Source organism: Staphylococcus sp. CoH_129_LAB_1 (genome assembly GCF_058191515.1).
In genome coordinates, this window is sequence record NZ_JBXWKZ010000008.1 from 47,714 (window position 1) to 66,517 (window position 18,804).

20 protein-coding genes are annotated in these 18,804 nt (G+C 31.2%); 19 read left to right on the forward strand and 1 reads right to left on the reverse strand.

What is annotated here, in order from left to right:
- Positions 1–30 precede the first annotated feature (30 nt).
- Positions 31–282: a 30S ribosomal protein S20 gene (rpsT, locus tag AC2FB1_RS04080; RefSeq protein ID WP_017176203.1), complete on the reverse strand. Its 252-nt coding sequence runs from the start codon at positions 280–282 to the stop codon at positions 31–33.
- Positions 283–601: 319 nt separating this feature from the next.
- Here rpsT and lepA point away from each other — a divergent pair, with 319 nt between their 5' ends.
- The 19 genes from lepA to recO all read left to right on the forward strand — a co-directional run bounded on the left by lepA (position 602) and on the right by recO (position 18,671).
- Complete coding sequence (gene lepA / locus AC2FB1_RS04085; RefSeq protein ID WP_490674012.1) at positions 602–2,425, forward strand: translation elongation factor 4; 1,824 nt, start codon at positions 602–604, stop codon at positions 2,423–2,425.
- Between the two features lie 83 nt (positions 2,426–2,508).
- Positions 2,509–3,630, forward strand: coding sequence for a radical SAM family heme chaperone HemW (gene hemW / locus AC2FB1_RS04090; protein ID WP_490674013.1), 1,122 nt, complete (start codon positions 2,509–2,511; stop codon positions 3,628–3,630).
- 101 nt (positions 3,631–3,731) lie between these two features.
- Positions 3,732–4,709: a heat-inducible transcriptional repressor HrcA gene (gene hrcA / locus AC2FB1_RS04095; RefSeq protein ID WP_490674014.1), complete on the forward strand. Its 978-nt coding sequence runs from the start codon at positions 3,732–3,734 to the stop codon at positions 4,707–4,709.
- A 31-nt stretch (positions 4,710–4,740) separates the two neighbouring features.
- Positions 4,741–5,352 (forward strand): nucleotide exchange factor GrpE, encoded by a 612-nt coding sequence (gene grpE / locus AC2FB1_RS04100; RefSeq protein ID WP_490674015.1) that lies wholly within the window; start codon positions 4,741–4,743, stop codon positions 5,350–5,352.
- 44 nt (positions 5,353–5,396) lie between these two features.
- Positions 5,397–7,235 (forward strand): molecular chaperone DnaK, encoded by a 1,839-nt coding sequence (dnaK, locus tag AC2FB1_RS04105; RefSeq protein ID WP_490674016.1) that lies wholly within the window; start codon positions 5,397–5,399, stop codon positions 7,233–7,235.
- A gap of 152 nt (positions 7,236–7,387) precedes the next feature.
- On the forward strand, positions 7,388–8,518 hold the full coding sequence (gene dnaJ, locus AC2FB1_RS04110; RefSeq protein ID WP_490674017.1) for a molecular chaperone DnaJ: 1,131 nt from the start codon (positions 7,388–7,390) through the stop codon (positions 8,516–8,518).
- Positions 8,519–8,520: 2 nt separating this feature from the next.
- The gene (prmA, locus tag AC2FB1_RS04115) at positions 8,521–9,459 is read left to right on the forward strand and encodes a 50S ribosomal protein L11 methyltransferase (protein ID WP_490674018.1); all 939 of its coding nucleotides are present in this window, start codon (positions 8,521–8,523) and stop codon (positions 9,457–9,459) included.
- Position 9,460: 1 nt separating this feature from the next.
- Positions 9,461–10,213, forward strand: coding sequence for a 16S rRNA (uracil(1498)-N(3))-methyltransferase (locus AC2FB1_RS04120; protein WP_490674019.1), 753 nt, complete (start codon positions 9,461–9,463; stop codon positions 10,211–10,213).
- A 5-nt stretch (positions 10,214–10,218) separates the two neighbouring features.
- The gene (gene mtaB / locus AC2FB1_RS04125) at positions 10,219–11,565 is read left to right on the forward strand and encodes a tRNA (N(6)-L-threonylcarbamoyladenosine(37)-C(2))-methylthiotransferase MtaB (RefSeq protein WP_490674020.1); all 1,347 of its coding nucleotides are present in this window, start codon (positions 10,219–10,221) and stop codon (positions 11,563–11,565) included.
- A 132-nt stretch (positions 11,566–11,697) separates the two neighbouring features.
- Positions 11,698–11,874 (forward strand): 30S ribosomal protein S21, encoded by a 177-nt coding sequence (gene rpsU, locus AC2FB1_RS04130; protein WP_002449867.1) that lies wholly within the window; start codon positions 11,698–11,700, stop codon positions 11,872–11,874.
- 148 nt (positions 11,875–12,022) lie between these two features.
- Positions 12,023–12,724 carry an NfeD family protein gene (locus tag AC2FB1_RS04135; protein ID WP_490674021.1) on the forward strand — a complete coding sequence of 234 codons (702 nt, stop codon included), beginning with the start codon at positions 12,023–12,025 and terminating at the stop codon, positions 12,722–12,724.
- A gap of 14 nt (positions 12,725–12,738) precedes the next feature.
- Positions 12,739–13,725, forward strand: a complete 987-nt coding sequence (gene floA / locus AC2FB1_RS04140; protein WP_002449729.1) for a flotillin-like protein FloA — start codon at positions 12,739–12,741, stop codon at positions 13,723–13,725.
- 16 nt (positions 13,726–13,741) lie between these two features.
- Positions 13,742–14,437: a hypothetical protein gene (locus AC2FB1_RS04145; protein WP_490674023.1), complete on the forward strand. Its 696-nt coding sequence runs from the start codon at positions 13,742–13,744 to the stop codon at positions 14,435–14,437.
- A 380-nt stretch (positions 14,438–14,817) separates the two neighbouring features.
- Complete coding sequence (locus tag AC2FB1_RS04150) at positions 14,818–15,765, forward strand: PhoH family protein (protein WP_490674024.1); 948 nt, start codon at positions 14,818–14,820, stop codon at positions 15,763–15,765.
- Positions 15,766–16,227, forward strand: a complete 462-nt coding sequence (gene ybeY / locus AC2FB1_RS04155) for an rRNA maturation RNase YbeY (RefSeq protein WP_490674025.1) — start codon at positions 15,766–15,768, stop codon at positions 16,225–16,227.
- A complete protein-coding gene (locus AC2FB1_RS04160) occupies positions 16,223–16,570 on the forward strand; it encodes a diacylglycerol kinase family protein (protein WP_490674032.1) in 348 nt (115 codons plus the stop codon). The genes ybeY and AC2FB1_RS04160 overlap by 5 nt, the downstream gene beginning before the upstream one ends.
- A 13-nt stretch (positions 16,571–16,583) precedes the next feature.
- A complete protein-coding gene (gene cdd, locus AC2FB1_RS04165; protein WP_490674026.1) occupies positions 16,584–16,988 on the forward strand; it encodes a cytidine deaminase in 405 nt (134 codons plus the stop codon).
- Positions 16,989–17,888, forward strand: a complete 900-nt coding sequence (gene era, locus AC2FB1_RS04170; RefSeq protein ID WP_490674027.1) for a GTPase Era — start codon at positions 16,989–16,991, stop codon at positions 17,886–17,888. It begins immediately after the preceding gene.
- Positions 17,889–17,921: 33 nt separating this feature from the next.
- Positions 17,922–18,671, forward strand: coding sequence for a DNA repair protein RecO (recO, locus tag AC2FB1_RS04175; protein WP_490674029.1), 750 nt, complete (start codon positions 17,922–17,924; stop codon positions 18,669–18,671).
- The last annotated feature ends 133 nt before the right edge of the window (positions 18,672–18,804 follow it).

Consider the following 18,804-nt stretch of genomic DNA (forward strand, 5'->3'; position numbering starts at 1 on the left):
TCAAGCTAGTCGCTTGAACTTTTTTTATAATTATTTGCTTGAAGACATTAATTGAGATTTAATGCGGTCAGCTTTGTTTGAATGAATTAAGTTACTGTGTGCAGCTTTATCAACTGATTTAATTGCGAAGTTAACTAATTCGGCTTTGTTATCAGCATTATTTTCAATTGCTGATTTAGCATTTTTCACTGCAGTACGCATAGCGTTTTTTTGTGAAATATTACGTGCTTCAGCAGTTTCAGTTGTTCTCACACGTTTAATAGCAGATTTAATATTTGGCATTACTGTCACCTCCTAAAAGTGATCTAAGCATATCAAATTTTATTTTGATTACAACAAGAAATATTTTATCAAAACATGAATATTTGTGCAATCATTTATTAACATTAAACATATTAATTTACAAAAAGAATGATATTAGGTATTGGAAACCTTTGTGCAACACTTTATAATTGTTATGTAGTTTAAGAAAAATCTTAAATTAAAGAATCTTTAGATGATGGTTCTTTTCTTTTAAATTTGCAAATAATGATTAAAAACGATATTATGTCAAAGATGTATACATATACGGGTAAATTTATGAAAGCGAGAATGATAAGTTATGGATATGCAAGAACGCTATAACCGAAGAGATAATATAAGAAACTTTTCTATAATTGCTCATATTGATCATGGTAAATCAACGTTAGCAGATAGAATTTTAGAAAATACTAAATCTGTTGAAACTAGAGAAATGCAAAATCAATTACTTGATTCAATGGATCTTGAAAGAGAACGTGGTATTACAATTAAATTAAATGCTGTTAGATTAAAATATGAAGCTAAAGATGGACAGACTTATACATTTCATTTAATCGATACTCCAGGGCACGTCGATTTCTCATATGAAGTTTCTCGTTCATTAGCTGCATGTGAAGGCGCTATATTAGTAGTTGACGCTGCACAAGGTATAGAAGCTCAAACTCTTGCCAATGTTTACTTAGCACTAGATAATGATTTAGAACTATTACCGGTTGTAAATAAAATAGATCTACCTGCAGCTGAACCTGAAAGAGTAAAGCAAGAATTAGAAGACGTTATTGGCTTAGATAAAGATGATGTTGTGTTAGCAAGTGCTAAATCAAATATTGGTATAGATGAAATTTTAGAACAAATCGTAGAAGCCATTCCCCCACCAGAAGGAGATCCTAGTGCACCGCTTAAAGCTCTTATTTTTGATTCAGAGTACGATCCTTATCGTGGTGTTATTTCTTCTATTCGAGTAATGGAAGGTGTAGTAAAAGCTGGAGATCGTATCAAAATGATGGCAACAGGAAAAGAGTTTGAAGTTACTGAGGTAGGGATTAATACTCCTAAACAATTACCAGTTGAAGAACTTACTGTTGGTGATGTTGGATATATTATTGCAAGTATTAAAAATGTCGACGATTCACGTGTTGGTGATACTATCACTCATGCAGATAGACCAGCAGATGCTCCTTTAAAAGGATATAAAAAGATGAACCCAATGGTTTATTGCGGATTGTTCCCAATTGATAATAAAGATTATAATGATTTAAGAGAAGCTCTTGAAAAACTTCAGTTAAATGATGCATCATTAGAATTCGAACCAGAATCATCACAAGCATTAGGTTTTGGATTTAGAACTGGATTCTTAGGTATGTTACATATGGAAATCATACAAGAAAGAATTGAAAGAGAGTTTGGAATAGAATTAATAGCTACTGCACCTTCAGTTATATATAAATGTGAAATGAATGATGGTTCAGAAGTTACAGTTGATAATCCAGCTCAAATGCCTGAACGTGATAGAATTAAAGCGATTTATGAACCATATGTAAAAGCGACAATGATGGTGCCAAATGACTATGTTGGAGCAGTAATGGAATTATGTCAACGTAAACGCGGACAATTTATAAACATGGATTACTTAGATGATATACGAGTGAATATAGTCTATGAAATCCCACTGTCTGAAGTTGTGTTTGATTTCTTTGACCAATTAAAATCTAATACAAAAGGCTATGCTTCTTTTGATTATGAATTTATAGAAAATAAAGAAAGTAATTTAGTTAAAATGGATATTCTATTAAATGGTGATAAAGTAGACGCACTTAGCTTTATCGTTCACAGGGATTTTGCATATGAACGAGGAAAAGCTCTTGTTGAAAAATTAAAAACACTTATTCCTAGACAACAATTCGAAGTTCCAGTTCAAGCTGCAATTGGTCAAAAAATTGTAGCCCGAACTAATATTAAATCTATGGGTAAAAACGTGTTATCTAAGTGTTATGGTGGAGATATCAGTCGTAAACGAAAATTGCTAGAAAAACAAAAAGCTGGTAAAGCAAAAATGAAAGCTGTTGGTAATGTAGAAATACCACAAGATGCTTTCTTAGCTGTTCTTAAAATGGATGATGAATAAATTATTAATGCGAGGCTGGAACACACAAACATGCGTTCCAACCTCGTTTGTGTTTTTAAAAAACTTGAAATGAGGGTGTAATCATGTCAATAAAAAGTGCATATATTCATATACCATTTTGCGTTAGAATTTGTACTTATTGTGATTTTAATAAGTACTTCATCAACAAACAACCGGTAGATGAGTATATTTCTGCATTAATAAAAGAAATGAAAACAAGTGAAATTAGAAATCTTGAAACAATGTATGTTGGAGGAGGTACACCTACATCTTTAAATGACAAGCAACTTGAAAGACTTTTAAAAGCAATAAATTCCACTTTTACAATTAAAGGTGAATATACGTTTGAAGCAAACCCCGATGAACTAACATTAGATAAAGTGAAATTACTGAAATCATACGGTGTAAATAGAATTTCAATGGGTGTACAAACATTTAAGCCTGAATTACTAAAAATTTTAGGTAGAACACATCAAACTCAAGATATATATAATGCTGTTGACTATGCTAGAAAAGTAAATATTGAATCAATTAGTTTGGACTTAATGTATCATTTACCAACTCAAACATTAGAAGATTTTTCAGAGAGTCTAAATAGAGCAATACAAATGGATATAGATCATATTTCAAGTTATGGATTAATTTTAGAACCTAAAACACAATTTTATAATATGTATAGAAAAGGTAAACTGAAATTGCCAAACGAAGATCTGGGTGCTGAAATGTACCAATATTTAATGAATGTTTTAGGAGAAACTTCATTTAAACAATATGAAATTTCAAATTTTGCTAAGTCTCATCATGAATCAAGACATAATATGACTTATTGGTTAAATGAAGAATATTATGGTTTTGGAGCAGGCGCAAGTGGATATGTAAATGGTGAGCGTTATTCGAATCTCAATCCTGTTAATCATTACATCAATGCTATTAACAATCATCGACGACCTATTTTAACGTCCAATTTTCCTACTCAGTCAGAAAGAATGGAAGAAGAAATGTTTTTAGGATTAAGAATGAATAAAGGTGTCAATAAAGAAAAATTTCTTTCAAAGTTTGGTACATCAATTGATAAAGTATTTGGTAAGAAAATAGATGATCTAAAAAGGAAGCATTTACTCCATGAAAAAGATAATCATGTTTCTTTGACAAATAGGGGAAAAATCATTGGAAATGAAGTTTTTGAAGCATTTTTATTAAATTAATAATTTTTTTAAAAATAAGAGTTTTAACGTTGACTTACTTTGACCAATTTGTTAAATTATAATTAGCACTTGAGATAAAAGAGTGCTAATGAGGTGAAGACATGATTACAAATAGACAATTAAGCATTTTAAATGCAATTGTTGAAGATTATGTTGATTTAGGACAACCGATAGGTTCTAAAACCTTAATTGATAGACATAACTTAAATGTAAGCCCAGCTACTATTAGAAATGAAATGAAACATTTAGAAGAATTGAGTTTTTTAGAAAAAAGACATTCTTCTTCTGGGCGTGCACCTTCTGAACAAGGTTTTAGATTATACGTCAATCAATTGTTAAAACAGACATCTCATCAAAAACAAAATAAAGTTCAACGTTTAAATCAACTTTTGATTGAGAATCATTATGATATTTCCTCAGCACTTAGTTATTTTGCTAATGAATTATCAATAAAATCTCAATATGCAACGTTGGTTGTTCGACCTAATCACAAAACAGATATTATAAATAATGTTCATTTGATTCGTGCAAATTCGTCTATAATTATAATGGTCATCATCTATAATTCTGGACATGTAGAACATTTACATTTAAGTGTATCAATGAAGTTTGATGATGATAGATTGATCAGTATTTCAAATTTTTTGACTGATAATTATAATAAACGTCAATATAATTTTAATAAGAAATTAAAACAATTCACAAATTCTATAGAGGAACAATCCTTTATAAACGAATTAACTATCATGTTAACTTCTCATCTCCATAAACAAAGTAATAGCATTTTTATGGGGGGGAAGGTTAAACTTATTGATGCACTGAACGAAACCAATGTTTCTTCTATTCAGCCAATCTTACAATATTTAGAATCAGAAAAAATCATTGAATTACTTGAAGATATTTCTTCATCTGAAATCAATGTTAAAATTGGCCACGAAATAGATGAAGGGTTAAGTGATATTTCAATTATAACGAGCCAGTACCATTTTGATGATGCACTAAAAGGACAAATTGCGGTTATCGGACCAACTGCAATGCATTATCAAAATGTGATTCAATTACTTAATCAAATATGGTGAATCTAATTGTAATTATATTGGAGGGCATAAAATGACAGAAAAAGACGAATCAGTGAAAAATAACACTGAAACTACTAAAGAAAATGAAGCAATTAAAAATGAAACTTCATCTTCTTATGATGTAGAAAATAATAATTCTGAAGAAGAATTAAATAATGAATCTACTTCTGAAAGTAATAATGATCAATCTAAAGAAGATGAAATTCAACAATTACAATTAAAAGCAGATGAAAATGAAGAAAAATATTTAAGATTATATGCTGAATTCGAAAATTATAAGCGTCGAATTCGAAATGAAAATGAAACGAACAAAAAATATCAAGCTCAACGTGTGCTTACTGATATTTTACCTACTATTGATAATATTGAACGTGCACTTCAAATTGAAGGTGATGACGAATCATTTAAATCACTCAAAAAAGGCGTTCAAATGGTTCATGAAAGCTTATTAAGAGCATTAAAAGACAATGGTTTAGAAGAAATTGAATCTGAAGGTCAAGAATTCGATCCAAATTTCCATCAAGCTGTTGTTCAAGATGATAATCCTGATTTTAATTCTGGTGAAATTACTCAAGAATTACAAAAAGGGTATAAATTGAAAGATAGAGTTTTAAGACCATCTATGGTTAAAGTTAATCAATAAGATTTGAAATTAAAATAAAATTTTAAAACTGGAGGAATTTTATTATGAGTAAAGTAATAGGTATTGACTTAGGTACTACAAATTCATGCGTATCTGTATTAGAAGGAGACGAACCTAAAGTAATTCAAAATCCTGAAGGTGCTAGAACTACTCCATCAGTTGTAGCATTTAAAAATGGTGAAACTCAAGTAGGTGAAGTTGCTAAACGTCAAGCAATCACTAACCCAAACACTGTACAATCTATCAAACGTCATATGGGTACAGATTATAAAGTTGATATTGACGGTAAATCATATACACCTCAAGAAATCTCAGCAATGATTTTACAAAACTTAAAAAATACTGCTGAAAGTTATTTAGGAGATAAAGTAGATAAAGCAGTAATTACTGTTCCTGCTTACTTCAATGATGCTGAACGTCAAGCTACTAAAGATGCTGGTAAAATTGCTGGTTTAGAAGTAGAACGTATCATTAATGAACCAACAGCTGCAGCATTGGCTTATGGGTTAGATAAAACTGAACAAGATCAAAAAGTTTTAGTATTTGACTTAGGTGGCGGTACTTTTGACGTTTCTATTCTTGAACTAGGTGACGGTGTATTTGAAGTATTATCAACTGCTGGTGATAACAAACTTGGTGGTGACGACTTTGACCAAGTGATTATTGACTATTTAGTATCTGAATTCAAAAAAGAAAATGGTGTTGACTTATCACAAGATAAAATGGCGTTACAACGTCTTAAAGACGCTGCAGAAAAAGCTAAAAAAGACTTATCTGGTGTATCTCAAACACAAATTTCATTACCATTTATTTCAGCTGGAGAAAATGGTCCATTACACTTAGAAATCAACTTAACTCGTTCTAAATTTGAAGAATTAGCTGATTCATTAATCAGAAGAACAATGGAACCAACTCGTCAAGCTCTTAAAGATGCAGGCTTATCTACATCTGAAATTGATGAAGTTATCTTAGTTGGTGGTTCAACTCGTATTCCTGCAGTACAAGAAGCAGTTAAAAATGAAATTGGTAAAGACCCTCATAAAGGTGTAAACCCAGATGAAGTTGTTGCAATGGGTGCTGCTATCCAAGGTGGCGTAATCACTGGTGATGTTAAAGACGTTGTATTATTAGACGTAACTCCTTTATCATTAGGTATCGAAATTATGGGTGGTCGTATGAATACGTTAATTGAACGTAATACAACTATTCCAACATCAAAATCTCAAGTATATTCAACAGCAGCAGACAATCAACCAGCAGTAGACATTCACGTATTACAAGGTGAGCGTCCAATGGCTTCAGATAACAAAACATTAGGCAGATTCCAATTAACTGATATTCCACCAGCTCCACGTGGTGTACCTCAAATTGAAGTCACATTTGATATTGATAAAAATGGTATCGTAAACGTTACTGCAAAAGACTTAGGTACAAATAAAGAACAAAATATCACTATTCAATCAAGCTCTGCGTTATCTGACGAAGAAATTGATCGTATGGTTAAAGATGCTGAAGAAAACGCTGAGGCAGATAAAAAACGTCGTGAAGAAGTAGACTTAAGAAATGAAGCAGATAGCTTAGTATTCCAAGTTGAAAAAACAGTAAAAGACTTAGGCGAAAATATCAGTGAAGAAGATAAATCAAATGCTGAAAGCAAAAAAGATGCACTTAAATCAGCATTAGAAGGTCAAGATTTAGATGATATTAAAGCTAAAAAAGAAGAATTAGAACAAGTAATTCAAGAATTATCTGCTAAAGTATACCAACAAGCTCAACAAGCTCAACAACAAGCACAAGAACAAGATAGTTCACAACAATCAAATGACAGCAATGTTGAAGATGCTGAGTTCAAAGAAGTTAAAGACGACGAAGATAAAAAATAAAGCTAATCGTTTATAACGTTTACTATGTAAACCTTTATAAATAGAAGCCAAAAAGTCAAAGTCAATTGAACATTGGCTTTGACTTTTTCTTTTATAGTTAAGATACTGGAGTATGTGCTAAAATATTAAAATTTAGAAAAGGAGAGATACTTGTGGCTAAAAGAGATTACTATGAAGTTCTTGGTGTAAGTAAAGATGCTTCAAAAGATGAAATTAAAAAAGCATATCGTAAATTATCAAAAAAATATCATCCGGATATAAATAAAGAAGAAGGCGCTGATGAAAAATTTAAAGAAATTTCTGAAGCATATGAAATTCTAAGTGATGACAATAAACGTGCAAATTACGACCAATTTGGCCATAGTGGTGCCCAAGGTGGATTTGGTGGCCAAGGATTTGGCGGTCAAGACTTCAGTGGCTTCGGTGGAGGCTTTGAAGATATATTTAGTTCATTCTTTGGTGGTTCACGTCAAAGAGATCCAAATGCGCCTCGAAAAGGTGACGACTTACAATATACTATGACTTTAGAGTTTGAAGAAGCTGTTTTTGGTACTAAAAAAGAAATTTCTATTCGAAAAGACGTTACTTGTCATACATGTCATGGCGATGGTGCCAAACCAGGTACTAGTAAAAAAACATGTAGCTATTGTAATGGATCAGGTCATGTATCTGTCGAACAAAATACAATTTTAGGACGCGTGAGAACTGAACAAACTTGTCCTAAATGTGATGGCACTGGTCAAGAGTTTGAAGAACCATGTCCAACTTGTCATGGTAAAGGTACTGAAAATAAAACAGTAAAATTAGAAGTAACTGTACCTGAAGGTGTAGACAATGAACAACAAATTCGTCTTGCAGGTGAAGGTGCACCTGGCGAAAATGGTGGCCCACACGGTGATCTTTATGTAGTTTTCCGTGTTAAACCATCTGATAAATTCAGAAGAGACGGCGATGATTTATTCTATGAACTTAACGTTAGCTTCCCACAAGCTTCACTTGGCGATGAAATTAAAGTACCAACTCTAAAAAGTAATGTAATGCTTACGCTTCCTGCCGGTACTCAAAATGGAAAACAATTCCGTCTTAAAGAGAAAGGTGTTAAAAATGTTCACGGATATGGATATGGTGACTTATTTGTTAATATAAAAGTTGTCACACCAACTAAACTGACTGATAGACAAAAAGAATTAATGAGAGAATTTGCGGAAATCAGTGGTGAAAATCCAGAAGAACAACCTACTAATTTTAAAGACAAAGCTCGTAAATTCTTTAGAGGAGAGTAGTCATGAATTGGACAGAATTTGCAGTAACTGTAAATCATGAAGCTGAACCTTTCGTCACTGATTTGTTGGAAAACTATGGTTCAAATGGAGTAGTTATAGAAGATTCTGATGACTTAATTAATCAACCTGCTGATAAATTTGGTGAAATATACGAATTAAAAAAAGAAGATTACCCTGAGCATGGGGTGAGATTAAAAGCATACTTTAACGAGTTAAAATATAATACTCAATTTAAAGATAAATTAATAAATGAGATATTAAATATGGAACTTATAGACTCTTCGGTTGTTGAATTTTCAGAAAAGGTTATTGCTGAAGTAGATTGGGCAAATGAATGGAAAAATTATTTTCATCCTTTTAGAAGTTCTGAAAGATTTACGATTGTTCCAAGTTGGGAAGACTATTCTAAAGAATCAGAAGACGAGTTGTGTATAGAATTAGATCCTGGAATGGCATTTGGTACTGGAGATCACCCAACAACAAGTATGTGTTTAAAAGCAATTGAAAGTTATGTAACACCAGATTTCTCAGTCATTGATGTTGGCACAGGCTCTGGTATATTAAGTATCGCTAGTCATTTAATAGGTGTTAAAAGAATTAAGGCCTTAGATATAGACGAAATGGCTGTTAGTGTGGCTAAAGAGAACTTCAGAAAAAATCATTGTGAAAATGCTATTGAAGCTGTTCCTGGTAATCTATTAAAAGAGGAAAATGAAAAATTTGATGTAGTTATCGCAAATATTTTAGCTCATATTATTGATGAAATGATTGAAGATGCTTATAATACTCTAAATGAAGACGGTTATTTTATAACTTCAGGTATTATAGAAGAAAAGCATGAAGATATACTTTCACATATGAAGCGTGTCGGATTTAATATTGTATCAATCAATCATGACAATGGATGGGTTTGCATTGTTGGTCAGAAAGTGAGTGAATAATTTGCAACGATACTTTATCAATCAAAACGCTGATGAAAATCAGCGTTTTTTTATTACCAATGAAGAAGATATACATCATATCAAGAATGTAATGAGAAATACGATTGGTAACAAAATTATAATTAATTTTAATGATAAAAAGGTATTTATTACTAAAATCACAAATATTAGTTCTAATCAAATTGAAGTTTCACCAATAAATCAATTGGATATCGATACTGAATTACCAGTTGATGTAACAATTTGTAGTGGTTTAATAAAAGCTGATAAATATGAATGGTTACTTCAAAAGAGTACTGAATTAGGAGCAAATCATTTTATTTCAGTGGGTATGGACAGATCAATAGTGAAACTACAAGAAAATAAGATTCAAAAGAAAATAGATAGATGGCAAAAAATTGTTAAAGAAGCTGCTGAACAAAGTTATAGACTTATTATTCCAGATGTTAATTTTCAGTCGAATTTAAAAGTAATTTATGATACCATAAATAATTATGACTATGTGTTAATAGCATATGAAGACGAAGCCAAACATGGTGAAAAAAGTCGATTTAAAAATATTTTAAACAACTTTCAAATGAATGATCGTGTGTTAATTATATTTGGACCTGAAGGCGGTTTTTCAGAAAAGGAAATCGACCTCTTTAGAGATGTGAGCTTAAACGTCGGTTTAGGTCCTAGAATATTAAGAGCAGAAACTGCGCCGCTATATGCGCTTAGTGCTATAAGTTTTGAGAAAGAATTGATGGGGTGAATTGAATGGCAACAGTAGCGTTTCATACTTTAGGTTGTAAAGTAAACCATTATGAAACTGAAGCAATATGGCAATTATTTAAAGATGCTAATTATGATAGAGTAGATTTCGAAACAAATGCAGATGTATATGTGATTAATACTTGTACAGTGACTAATACAGGTGATAAAAAAAGTAGACAAGTTATTAGAAGAGCAATTCGTCGTAATCCTGATGCAGTAGTATGTGTTACAGGTTGTTATGCACAAACATCTTCTGCAGAAATTATGGATATTCCAGGCGTCGATGTCGTTGTTGGTACTCAAGACAGACATAAATTACTTGGTTATATTGATCAATTTAGAGAAGAACGTCAACCAATTAATGGCGTTGGAAATATCATGAAAAATCGTACATATGAAGAACTAGATGTACCATACTTTACGGATAGAACTCGTGCATCTCTAAAAATTCAAGAAGGTTGTAATAACTTTTGTACGTTTTGTATTATTCCCTGGGCACGTGGTTTAATGCGCTCCAGAGATCCTAAAAAAGTAGTTGAACAAGCAACTCAATTAGTTCAATCTGGATATAAAGAAATTGTATTAACAGGTATTCATACAGGTGGATACGGTCAAGATTTAAAAAATTATAATTTAGCTCAATTACTCAGAGATCTTGATCAAATCGATGGTTTAGAAAGAATTCGAATTTCTTCAATCGAGGCAAGTCAACTCACTGACGAAGTAATTGATGTGCTAAAACATTCTAATAAAGTAGTTAGACATTTACATGTTCCATTACAATCAGGTTCAGATACAGTATTAAAACGTATGCGCCGAAAATACACTATGGAACATTTTTCAGAAAGATTAACTAAATTACATTATGCTCTACCTGATTTAGCGGTAACAAGTGATGTTATAGTAGGTTTTCCAGGAGAAACTGAAGAAGAATTCCAAGAAACGTATGATTTTATAGTTAAACATAAATTCTCAGAGTTACATGTTTTCCCGTATTCACAACGTATTGGCACACCTGCTGCACGTATGGATGATCAAATTGATGAGTCGATTAAAAATGAACGTGTGCATAAACTTATCGCTTTAAGCGATCAACTGGCTAAAGAATACGCATCAAAATTTGAAAACGAAGTTTTAGAAGTAATTCCAGAAGAAGCTGGAGAAACTGAAGGTACATTAGTTGGTTACGCTGACAATTATATGAAAGTTGAATTTAAGGGTAACGAAGCGTTAATCGGAGAGATTGTTAAAGTTAAAATTAATAAAGCTGATTATCCAATTAATATCGGTAGTGCAGTTAGAATCGTTAATCACGCTTCTAATAAAACAGAAGAAGGCGTATTATTATAAATTTTTAAAATTATAAAGATTTATAATTGACCATAATTATTTCATATATTATACTAAAAAAAGCATAGTTAATAATTTCTATGCAATTATTGACTTTAAGTTTCGTTGATATTTGGAGGGAGGGAAATACAGATGTCTAAAACAGTAGTACGTAAAAACGAATCACTTGAAGATGCATTACGTAGATTTAAACGTTCAGTATCTAAAAGTGGTACAATCCAAGAAGTACGTAAACGTGAATTTTACGAAAAACCAAGTGTAAGACGTAAGAAAAAATCTGAAGCTGCACGTAAACGTAAATTCAAATAATTAATAGCTCTGTTGACTCCCTCAACACGAATGTTAATTATATATACTCTCAATTAGTTTAACTAATTGAGAGTTTTTTTATGTAACTGTAATACTATAATATATTATTTATTTCATGTATAATTTAAATTGAGAGCGAGGTGAGATAATGATAAGTATAAGCTCGATACATATCGGCAAAACTTTTGCTTCATTGAATTATTCTTGGTTGAATGATATTTCTAATATTATTGTAAACCCTATTTTTTCATTAATTCTTACATGTATTATCTTTTTAGGTTTTTTATACCAACTTTATTCTAAAAGGATAAACTTTGCAGGTATTTTAGCCTCTCTAGCTTTACTTGTTCTATTTCTAGGATTCTTAATTAGTGGCGACGTCAATTTGATTTCAGTTTTATTATTTTTCATAGGTATTATTTTAGTAATAATCGAATTATTCATTGTCGGAGCAGTGATTGGAATCATTGGGGTAGCACTTATTATTGTTAGTATGATTATGTTAGGAAATAATATTCTAGTTATGCTATTTAATGTCGCTATCGCTTTAATATTTTCTATTATAGAATGGGTGATTTTAGTGAAAATATTTAATCGCAAAATACCGTTTTTTAATAAAGTGGTATTGAATGATTCAACGAATACTGAAGCTGGTTATAGATCTCACGATGATCGTTCTTACTTAGTTGGAAAAACTGCATATACTACTACTGATTTAAGACCTGCTGGAATCATAACATTAGATGACAAAAGAATTGATGCTGTTTCAGACGGTACTTTTATCTTAAGAAATAAAAAAGTAAAAATTCTAGAGGTAGAAGGTAGTAGAGTGGTTGTAAGAGAAATATAAAAGGAGTAGATTCAATGTTAAATATTGGAATCATAATTATTGCAATTATTATAATAGTTGCTTTATTATTACTATTTTCGTTTGTACCAGTAGGGTTATGGATTTCTGCTATTGCTGCAGGAGTAAAAGTTAGTATTGCTACACTTGTAGGAATGCGACTTCGTAGAGTATCTCCTCGTAAAGTGATAGGTCCTCTTATTAAAGCTCATAAAGCAGGATTAAATTTAACAACAAATCAATTAGAATCTCATTATCTTGCTGGTGGTAATGTAGATAGAGTAGTGGATGCCAACATAGCAGCCCAACGTGCAGATATCAATTTACCTTTTGAAAGAGGTGCCGCAATAGACTTAGCGGGACGAGATGTTTTAGAAGCTGTTCAAATGTCTGTTAATCCCAAAGTGATCGAAACTCCATTTATTACCGGTGTTGCGATGAACGGTATCGAAGTTAAAGCTAAAGCTAGAATTACTGTAAGAGCTAATATTTCAAGACTTGTAGGTGGTTCTGGAGAAGAAACAATTATTGCTCGAGTTGGTGAAGGTATTGTTTCTACAATTGGTTCTAGTGAACATCATACACAAGTACTTGAAAATCCTGATAATATTTCTAAAACAGTATTAAGTAAAGGACTCGATTCAGGTACAGCTTTTGAAATTTTATCTATTGATATTGCAGATGTAGATATTGGCAAAAATATTGGTGCTGATTTACAAACTGAACAAGCACTAGCAGATAAAAATATTGCTCAAGCTAAAGCTGAGGAGCGACGTGCAATGGCTGTTGCCTCTGAACAAGAAATGAAAGCGCGTGTACAAGAAATGCGTGCTAAGGTAGTAGAAGCTGAATCAGAAGTACCATTAGCAATGGCTGAAGCTTTACGTAAAGGTAATATCGGTGTAAAAGATTATTATAATTTAAAAAATGTAGAAGCAGACACAGGTATGAGAAACGCTATTAATAAACGTACCGAACAAAATGACGATGAATCACCAAATTAAATAGAGGGGTGATTAAATGAATATTGGAATTATTATATTCGTTATCTCTGTTATTGTTACTGGTATAAGTGCAATGAGAGATAAAAGTCATGAACAACGAAAAAATCAAACGCCTCCACCTAAAAATACCCAAAAGCCTACGGAAGACATCCCAAGAAAAAAGAATGTTTTTGAACAAATAGAAGAGACTTTTAATGAGTTAGCATCAGAATTTGATGAAGAAGAACAAAATAAAAAAACGTCATCACCAAAACCTTCATCCAAAAAAACAACCGTATATCGTGATAAAAGTTTTGAAAAAGAAATTGCGACTGAAAGTGAAAATGGAGAGTTAAAACGATTTGAACCCAAACAATCTCATAGTAAAGAAATAACTTCTAAAGATAGTAATTCACCTTCACGAGAAAGAAATCAAAGTGAAAAAGATATAAAAAAACGGTTAGAGGATTCACTATCAAAAGAATTATTTAATGTGAGAACTGAAATTGACAAAGAAAAAGAAAAACAACTTTCTTTGATTGAAAAGAAAGCTAAAGAAATTATTAATGATAAGTATTTATCTGAAAGAACAAAACGTTATAAATTGAATCAATTGCTCAATATTAAATCTATTGAGAAAAGTATGACACATCAAACATTTCAATTTGATAACGATCCAATAGTTGATGGTATTATTTGGCAAGAAATATTAAATAAACCTAAAAAATTATAAGGAAATGAGAACCTGGGACATAATTAGATGTCTCAGGTATTTTTAATATGTATCAGTTGATGATTAAAGTGAAAATACGCATCTAATATTCTTTTTTTCATTTTTAGTCCTGAATCCCCAATATAAAAGAATTTAAAAAATATAAGTCCAACATTGGTTCGATGCTGGAATGACGAATTCAAAATGGTTTTTGTTTCAGCAACCGATATATTAAAAAATGTCAAAAATAACTATTGATAACCGGGTACTTTTTTGAAATATCATTCTAATCTAATTATTTATTTAAAACATTTAAATTTGTATACTTTATCATAGTTTAGTAAAATTTATATGAAAGAATAATTATTAATGAATATGTTTTTGTGAAAAGGAGCGCTTTTATGCCAGGAATAATTCAAATAGATGACATCAATCATGCTCAAGCTTTAATAGGTAATCATGATGAACACTTAAAGTCTATTGAAGAAGCATTTGATGTTATCATACATGCTCGTGGGCAAGAAATTGCAGTAAAAGGTCAAGTATTAGAGCATGTTGAAAAAGCAGAATTAGTTCTTAAAAATTTATTAAAAGTAATTGAGTTAGGACATTCAATTACATTAAAAGATGTTGAGGCTGCCATAAAAATGGCTCAAAATGATACAATTCAATATCTATTAGATTTATATGATGAAGAGATTACTAAAGATGCCTTTGGTAAAACAATTCGAGCAAAAACAATGGGCCAACGTCTCTATATTAATGCTATGAAACGTAATGATTTAGTATTTGGTATAGGTCCTGCTGGAACAGGTAAGACTTTTCTCGCAGTTGTGTATGCTGCAAAACAATTAAGAAAAGGAAATGTAAAAAGAATCGTTTTAACAAGACCGGCTGTTGAAGCTGGGGAATCGTTAGGTTTTTTACCAGGAGATTTAAAGGAAAAAGTTGACCCATATTTAAGACCGCTTTATGATGGTTTAAATACTGTTCTAGGTAGAGAGCAAACAGCACGTTTCATTGAACGAGGTACAATTGAAATTGCACCCCTAGCGTATATGAGAGGTAGAACTCTAGATGATGCATTTGTCATTTTAGATGAAGCTCAAAATACAACACATGCACAAATGAAAATGTTTTTAACTCGTTTAGGATTTGGCTCAAAAATGGTTGTAACTGGAGACCAAACTCAAATTGACCTACCTAAAGGTATTAAAAGTGGCTTAAAAGAAGCTATAAAAAATCTTCGCGGTGTTAAGGGAATAAGTATTATGGAATTAGATCAGAGTGATGTCGTACGACATCCATTGGTAAGTAAAATTATCGAACGTTATGAAGGAGACAATTAAATGTTTACTATTGATTTCACTGATCATACAAACTTAGTCAAAGATGAATGGTATCATCAAATTGAAAACTTAATTAACTTTGCTAAAGAAAAAGAAAACATTCATGAAGATGCTGAGTTATCAGTTACTTTTGTAAATAAAGATGAAATTCAAGAAATAAATAAAAATTATAGAGATAAAGATAAAGTAACTGATGTCATTTCTTTTGCACTTGAAGAAGATGAACCGAATATCATTGGTTTAGATATTCCTAGAGTGTTAGGAGATATTATTATTTGTACCGATGTAGCTAAAGAACAAGCTGATTCTTATAATCATTCGTTTGAAAGAGAACTTGGTTTTTTAGCATTACATGGATTTTTACACTTATTAGGTTATGATCATATGAATGAAGAAGATGAAAAAGAAATGTTTGGACGTCAAAAAGAAATTTTAAACGCATACGGATTGACTAGAGATTAAATTTTTTAAACGATTTAAATATACTTTTGATGGTTTAAAAATACTTCTTCAAAAAGATCACAATTATCTAATACATTTAATACTCGCATTTATAACTATTATTTTAGGAATAGTTGTAAAACTTTCATCTGTAGAATGGATGTTTATTTTGTTAAGTATCACTTTGGTACTTACTCTTGAAGCTGTAAATACAGCTATAGAATGCGTCGTAGATTTAGTTACTTCTGACTATCATATATTAGCTAAACATGCTAAAGATATTGCTGCCTTTAGCGTTATGATTGTTTCGATTTTCGCACTGATTATTGGTTTAATTATTTTTATACCTCACATCTTTTTCTAAAGGGGACAATAAAATGAGTTATCAATCGTATTATTTTCAAGAAGTAAGAAAAGCTCAGCAACGTGCTTATGCACCTTATAGTCATTTTAAGGTAGGGGCATATTTAAAAACAAAAGACGGTCGTCATTTTTATGGATCAAATGTTGAAAATGCAGCTTATCCAGCAACGATTTGTGCAGAACGATCTAGTTTAGTAGCTGCAATTTCAGAAGGGTATCGACCTGGAGATTTTGAATCAATAACAGTTACTGTTGACGCTGAACATCCATCATCACCATGTGGAACATGTCGTCAAGTTTTAAAAGAACTATGTGATGATGATATGCCTGTTTATATGACAAATCATAAAGGTGAGATGATTGAATCAACTGTAGCAGAACTATTACCTCACGGCTTTTCAGGAAAGGATTTAGAATAAATGACAGAACACAAATCAGGATTTATATCTATTATAGGGAGACCAAACGTGGGTAAATCCACATTTATGAATAGAGTCATTGGACATAAAATTGCAATTATGTCTGATAAGGCTCAAACAACAAGAAATAAAATTCAAGGAGTAATGACAAGAGAAGATGCTCAAATCATATTTTTAGATACACCAGGTATTCATAAACCTAAGCATAAATTAGGAGATTATATGATGCGCGTAGCTAAAAATACGCTATCAGAAATTGATGCTATTATGTTTATGGTAAATGTAAATGAAGATATTGGTCGTGGTGACGAATATATAATGGAAATGTTAAAAAATGTTAAAACGCCGGTATTTCTAGTACTAAATAAAATTGATTTAGTTCATCCTGATGCACTCATGCCTAAAATTGAAAAATATAAAAGCTATATGGATTTTACTGAAATCGTACCAATTTCGGCACTTGAAGGTTTGAATGTAGAGCATTTTATTGATGTGCTTAAAGATTACTTACCTGAAGGTCCAAAATATTACCCTGATGACCAAATATCGGATCATCCTGAACAATTTGTAGTAGGTGAGATTATTCGAGAGAAAATCTTACATCTAACAAGCGAAGAAATTCCCCATGCAATAGGGGTAAATGTAGACAGAATGATTAAGGAAAATGAAGAAAGAGTAAGAATTGAAGCAACTATTTTTGTAGAACGTGATTCTCAAAAAGGAATTGTTATAGGTAAGGGTGGAAAGAAGCTTAAAGAAGTAGGTAAAAGAGCTCGACGTGACATTGAAATGCTTCTTGGATCAAAAGTGTACCTCGAATTATGGGTGAAAGTTCAGAAAGATTGGCGAAATAAAGTAAACTTTATACGTCAAATGGGATATATTGAAGATCAAGATTAAAGTCAAAATTAATAGAAAAGCCGGTGAAATGCTTTGTTAGAAAAACAAAAAGGAATTATCATAAAATCAGTAGATTATGGTGAATCCGATAAAATTATTACAATATTAAATGAGCATGGCGCTAAAATTCCTATTATGGTAAGACGTGCTAAGAAATCTAAAACCGGTTTACAAGCTCATACACAACTTTTTGTGTATGGCTTATTTATTTATAATAAATGGAAAGGTATGGGCACCCTTAGTTCTATTGATGTCATAAATCAATATTATCAATTACGATTAGATATTTTTGATAGTAGTTATGCGACGTTATGTGTCGAAGCAATTGATCGATCATTAGAACCAAATGAAGTTTCTCTATACCATTATAAGTTGTTAGAATTTGTACTAATTAAAATTTCTGAAGGAAATTCAGCTCAATTGATGTCGATTATCGTATTACTCAAATGTATGAATAAATTTGGTTTTGGCGCATTTTTCGATCATTGTGCAATTACTGGTGATACTGACCAATCTAAACTTGTTGCTTATAGTTTCAAATATGATGGAACAATCTCAGAATCTGTATTAATGAATGATCCTTATGCATTAAAACTATCAAATAAAACATTTTACTTATTGGATATTTTACAGAATTTATCAATTGATAAAATGAATCATTTTAATATCAACCAAAATTTATTAGATGAAATGTCAGAATTAATGATAATGCTTTATAGAGAGTATGCTGGCATGTACTTTAAAGGTCAAAAATTAATTAATCAACTTAAGCGATTAGAATAATATTAAATATTTAAATTAATAAAAAGAACCCACTTATTACTCATAGTAAATAATGAACTGACCCCAATGAGTGGGAATGATATAAAAACACTTTCGTTGAATTCATATTAAAATGAATCATGCGGAGGTGTTT